Here is a 912-nt window from a genome sequence, read left to right on the forward strand (position 1 = left end):
TCCAGGGCAACCCGTGATTTGAACTCCGCCGCATACCTCTTGCGCGTAACCTTGCCCATAAAACCCGTCCTCTCTCAGGTCGGATTATAGCTTAGACACCTGTCCGAAAAATGGGGACCACCTCTGTAGCACCTCTACGTCCGAGATGTAGGCGTAAGCAGCTATTCCGGATGTTGGAAATGCATAACCACTACACCTCCCTATCCGGTCATATAGTTTTTTGGACTCCCGAAGCGAATGACGATAAAAATCGAAATGCTTGCAGCACTTTTTGCGTAGGTATTTTAGGCGTATTAAAAATAAATATTATGAATTTTTGTCATAAAAATATTTGAATTACTGATTTCCTATAATTTCTTCTCCAGATATGTATCCTAGATCATCCCTATGTATCTCTAGGGTGGATTTTATATCGCTTGCCTTATACTTAATTTTTACCGACAGGTGACAAATATATTTTATTTCTACAATTCCTTTTTTTTGACAAGAAAGTTCAGTTATCTCGAAGGTCGGATTTAAGCCCTGACGCATTTCTAACATTTCAATGCGCCTCAGGCGATGCAGGCCGGTTTCTACGTTGGAAGCAGGAATAGGTTTATAAATATAGTTTACTAAGTAGTCATGAACCTCGTCCACTGTCGGACTTTTCTGATGGCTTTTAATAAAAATTACTACGAGAAAAAATAAGACTAAAATTGTAAAAGATATTTTCAATACTATTTTGCTCACAAAAAAATTCCGTAAATAGTGTAATATAGAGCGATTATCTGATGATACTCGCTCTATCTGTGTGAGTTTTCTCTAGGGCCTGTTAGGGCTTGATCCAGTCTGCTGCGGCAGCGATGTGGATGACCGCGAGGAACGACGTTGCTGTTTTTTCGTATCTGGTTGCGACAGCGCGCCACTCCTTGA

1 protein-coding gene and 1 pseudogene are annotated in these 912 nt (G+C 40.5%); both read right to left on the reverse strand.

All coding sequences use genetic code 11. The annotated features are described in order from the left end of the window. Positions 1 to 336: 336 nt before the first annotated feature. Positions 337 to 729 (reverse strand): hypothetical protein, encoded by a 393-nt coding sequence (locus HKD24_RS15110; RefSeq protein ID WP_194260966.1) that lies wholly within the window; start codon positions 727 to 729, stop codon positions 337 to 339. Positions 730 to 811: 82 nt separating this feature from the next. Then, positions 812 to 912 (reverse strand): annotated as a pseudogene (locus HKD24_RS15115) (IS5-like element ISMex42 family transposase); the annotation flags it as partial.

The organism is Gluconobacter vitians, assembly GCF_015244565.1.
GTDB classification, from domain to species: Bacteria; Pseudomonadota; Alphaproteobacteria; order Acetobacterales; family Acetobacteraceae; genus Gluconobacter; species Gluconobacter vitians.